The organism is Variovorax sp. P4_D9, assembly GCF_056401695.1.
Genome location: NZ_JBFUIU010000839.1, coordinates 1 through 3,766, shown reverse-complemented (window position 1 = coordinate 3,766; position 3,766 = coordinate 1). Strand labels below are relative to the sequence as shown.

The following is a 3,766-nucleotide window of genomic DNA, read 5'->3' as shown; positions in this document are numbered from 1 at the left end:
GGGGAAGGCGTAGGGGAAGGCGTAGGGGAAGGCGTAGGGGAAGGCGTAGGGGAAGGGACAGCAGCGGCGACTGTTGACTGGGCGCTGGAGCCTCCGCCGCCGCAGGCCGTGAGCGTTGCACTTCCGGATGCCATGCTGATAAGCGCAAGCGCGCCCATACTGCGCAACAGGCCGCGGCGCTCGTGCTGTATCGCAAGTGCCGCATTATCGGAGGGTTCGTTCATGTAGGTGCTCCACTGCCCTCGGCCGTTGATCGTGAAACACCTCGGTCTGCGCGCTGCACGATGTCGTCGTCGGCACTCTGGCAGGTCGGTGCTTGCATGGAATTTTGCTGGGAAAGAGCGAGAGGCTGTCGAATCCGACRGCGAGGCGGTGTCGGCATTGAGTCAGCTGTGGAGTAGGAGCGCTCCGACGTCGGAATCGGAGCAAGGCCCATGTCTTGGGAAGGTGGTCGTATCTAGCCTTTTCCGCAGCCGCCAATGTTTAGAGCGGAAAGGAGTCGATCATGCGAACCATTTATCGGTCCGTGCTGAGCGTCGCCATCGTCGTGCTGGCGAGCTTCGCGCTCGTCGGTTGCACGACGACGCGACCTGGAGACAGCTCGAGCACTGCGTCGTCGCGCGCGTCCATGGACGCTCAGGTGGAGGCTACGTTGTCCAAGCTGTACGCCAGCGTGCCGGGTTCGCGCGAGATGGTGGCGAAGGCCAACGGAGTGCTCGTGTTTCCCGCCGTGGTTGGCGCAAGCCTTGGCGTAGGTGCGGAATACGGTCGCGGTGCACTGCGCGTGGGCGGGCGTATCGAGTCGTATTACAGCACCACTGCGGGCTCGATCGGCATCCAGGCGGGCGCGCAATCCAAGGCGGTTATCTATGTCTTCAATTCGAAGGAAGCGCTGGACAAGTTTCGCAACAGCAGCGGCTGGACGGCGGGTGCTGATGCCACCGTCGCGGTCGCGACCCTGGGCGCCACCGGCAACATTGACACCAACACGATCCAACAGCCTGTGGTCGGATTTGTGCTGACCAATGTGGGGCTGGAGGCGGGGGTCTCCCTGCAAGGAGCCAAGATCAGCAAGATCCAGCTTTGACGGCCGCGATATCAATTTGACCGGCGCAGCCTCGCTACAGCGACAGCAGCCGGTGCAGGAAGGAGCGGTAGCGTCGCAGGGCCACTCGCAGATCCTCGGTCGAGCTCGAGTCCGCTTGCGTCACCTGCGCCTCGAGGCGGCTGCGCTCCCCGGTGAAGGTTTCGCTCAGGCTGCRCAGCACCTGGTGCACCAGTTCATCGGCCTTGTGCACGCCTGCCGAGGGTCGTCGACAARGCCGATCTGCACGGCGTCCCAGCCGCGGCGGAAATTCTCCGCAACGTCGGTCGGGAAGAGCGGCTCGAGGTCCTCGCGGTCGCTCCGCTGGGCCTCGGCCCGCTCATCGCKCCCGATGCCGGCCTGCTCGACGGCGCGACCCGCAGCAGGCTCGACCGCACGTTCGGCGACCCGGCTGTCGGTCCGGGCGTCCGCGACGGTCCGCTCGATGATGGGCGGGTCGTCTTCCAGGTAGGCGCCCCGGTCGGCCAGYCGGKKCGCGCCAATAGGCGTCGTCCGCACATCGTCYGGGGCGACGGATCTCGCTGCGTGCGGAGCTTCGGCGAGCGTCGCTGTTTCCGCTTCGGCCTCCCTGGCCTGACGGCGCTTGGAATCGAAAATCATGATCGCACCTCYATCGGCCGGGCCGGCCGGATCGACGGCTGRGGCCTTGCTTCCGGCCGCAGCCCACGCACWTCAAGCAACTCATCGAAAAGCGCGCGGTAATGCACCACGGCCTTGCGCAGCTCTTCGGTCCCAACCTCGCCGCGGAGAYTGCGCCCGCGGATGTCCTGCGCCGCGCGGTARTTGCTCACCACGGCCGGGTGATCGACCGAAATGTCCGCCGCCCGGTGCTCGAAATCCGCCATTGGATAGCCACGCTTGGCCAGCAGCTCGCGCACCRGCGCATCGGCCTGGTCCACTCGACGGTCGTATTCCGGGCCGAAACGCGCCAGGGGAGTTTTGAGCGTGGGAGAGGGCCTACAGCGCGATTGCGGCCGCTCCCCGACGGGCAAGAGGATTCATCCCCGGCTTTGTGGCGCGTTTGCGACCCACGGTGGGTTTCACTTATTTACGCATCCAACGGCGCCTCCGCTGCGTACAACACTCGGGCACTCATTCAAGCGCCCGATCGCCCAGCCATTCCTAGCCAAACAACCAGTAGAGGTGATTTTCATGAGACTCTCGAGGACGTCCATTCAAGTTGGTGTGCTCGCCACTTGTGCGATTGCCACCGCCAGCGCTTTCGCATCCAGTCACCGTGAGGCACCCTCGATCGCAGGCATGCCGAAGGTCGATGCGACCGACTTCTACATGTTTCGAAGCTATGAGGCCGGCCGCGCTGGCTTCGTGACGCTAATCGCCAACTACCAGCCGGACCAGAGCCCCTACGGTGGACCAAACTACTTCTCGATGGATCCGAACGCGCTCTACGAAATCCATCTGGACACGGACGGCGACGCGGTCGAGGACATCACCTTCCGCTTCAAGTTCAGCAACACGCTGCGCGACATCCAGTTGCCGATCGCCGACAAGAAAGTTTCCATTCCACTGGTGCAGGCCGGAGCCATCTCGGCGCCGAACCAGGCGACGAGCAACCTGCGCGAGACCTACACGTTGGACATGGTGCGTGGCGATCGCCGCACGGGCCCGGTCGAGCCGGTCTCGATGGCCGGCGGCGGCACGGTGTTCGACAAGCCGACGGACAACATCGGCGACAAGACATTCGGCGGCCCGACCGGCTATGCGGCCTATGCGAATCAGCACCTCTATGCGGTCAACATTCCGGGCTGCGCGACGCCCGGCCGCCTGTTCGTCGGCCAGCGCAAGGACCCGTTTGCCGTCGCGCTAGGCCAGGTGTTCGATCTGATCAATCTCAATCCGCTCGGTTCGACCAGCGCCAATCCGGACGCGCTCGCCAACAAGAACGTGACCACGATGGCGCTGGAAGTTCCGATCGCCTGCATCACCACAGCGGCCAGCCCCATCGTCGGCGGATGGACCACCGCCAGTGTGCGCCAGGGCCGGCTCATTGCCAGCCCGCCGAAGAGCGGCCATGGCACGACAACGCTGAACGGCGGTCCGTGGGCACAGGTCTCGCGCCTGGGCATGCCACTTGTCAACGAGGTCGTGATCGGACTGAAAGACAAGGACAAGTTCAACAGCTCCAAGCCGAAGGACGACGGCCAGTTTGCTGACTACGTCACCAATCCGACACTGCCGGCCCTGATCCAGACCCTGTTCCCGAGCGCCACTGCGCCGACCAACTTCCCGCGTACCGACCTGGTGGCTGCTTTCCTCACTGGCGTGGAGGGCGTCAACAAGCCCGCCAATGGCAAGCCTTCAGAGATGCTGCGGCTCAACACCTCGGTAACGCCGACGCCCAAGGCCCAGCAGAACAGTCTGGGCGTGCTGGCCGGGGACACCGCAGGCTTCCCCAACGGCCGCCGACCCGGTGACGACGTGGTGGATGCCGAACTGCGCGTCGCGATGGGCTCGCTCTGCGTGGCCACTGGCGCGACCGATACGTTGAAAGTCGGCTGCAAGCCGGGCGATGCGCCCGCGGGCGGTGCGGCGTTGACCGATGGCGCGCTACAGAGCCCGGCGCAGTTCCCGGATGCATTTCCCTACCTTAACACGCCCCTCCCGGGCGCGCAGTAAGGAGCACGACATGAACCGCATGAT

Annotated in this window: 4 protein-coding genes; 2 read left to right on the top strand and 2 right to left on the bottom strand. The window is 64.9% G+C overall.

From position 1 onward, the window contains the following. Window positions 1–505: 505 nt before the first annotated feature. The gene (locus AC1DY5_RS46460; protein WP_478121138.1) at window positions 506–1,087 is read left to right on the top strand and encodes a BPSL1445 family SYLF domain-containing lipoprotein; all 582 of its coding nucleotides are present in this window, start codon (window positions 506–508) and stop codon (window positions 1,085–1,087) included. Window positions 1,088–1,121: 34 nt separating this feature from the next. Here AC1DY5_RS46460 and AC1DY5_RS46455 read toward each other — a convergent pair whose 3' ends face one another. After that, window positions 1,122–1,298 carry a hypothetical protein gene (locus AC1DY5_RS46455; protein WP_478121137.1) on the bottom strand — a complete coding sequence of 59 codons (177 nt, stop codon included), beginning with the start codon at window positions 1,296–1,298 and terminating at the stop codon, window positions 1,122–1,124. Window positions 1,299–1,701: 403 nt separating this feature from the next. Next, entirely contained in the window at window positions 1,702–2,004 is a 303-nt protein-coding gene (locus AC1DY5_RS46450; protein WP_478121136.1) for a hypothetical protein, read from the bottom strand. A 253-nt stretch (window positions 2,005–2,257) separates the two neighbouring features. Between AC1DY5_RS46450 and AC1DY5_RS46445 the strand changes: the two genes are divergently transcribed. Continuing rightward, complete coding sequence (locus AC1DY5_RS46445; RefSeq protein WP_478121135.1) at window positions 2,258–3,742, top strand: DUF4331 domain-containing protein; 1,485 nt, start codon at window positions 2,258–2,260, stop codon at window positions 3,740–3,742. Window positions 3,743–3,766: the final 24 nt, after the last annotated feature.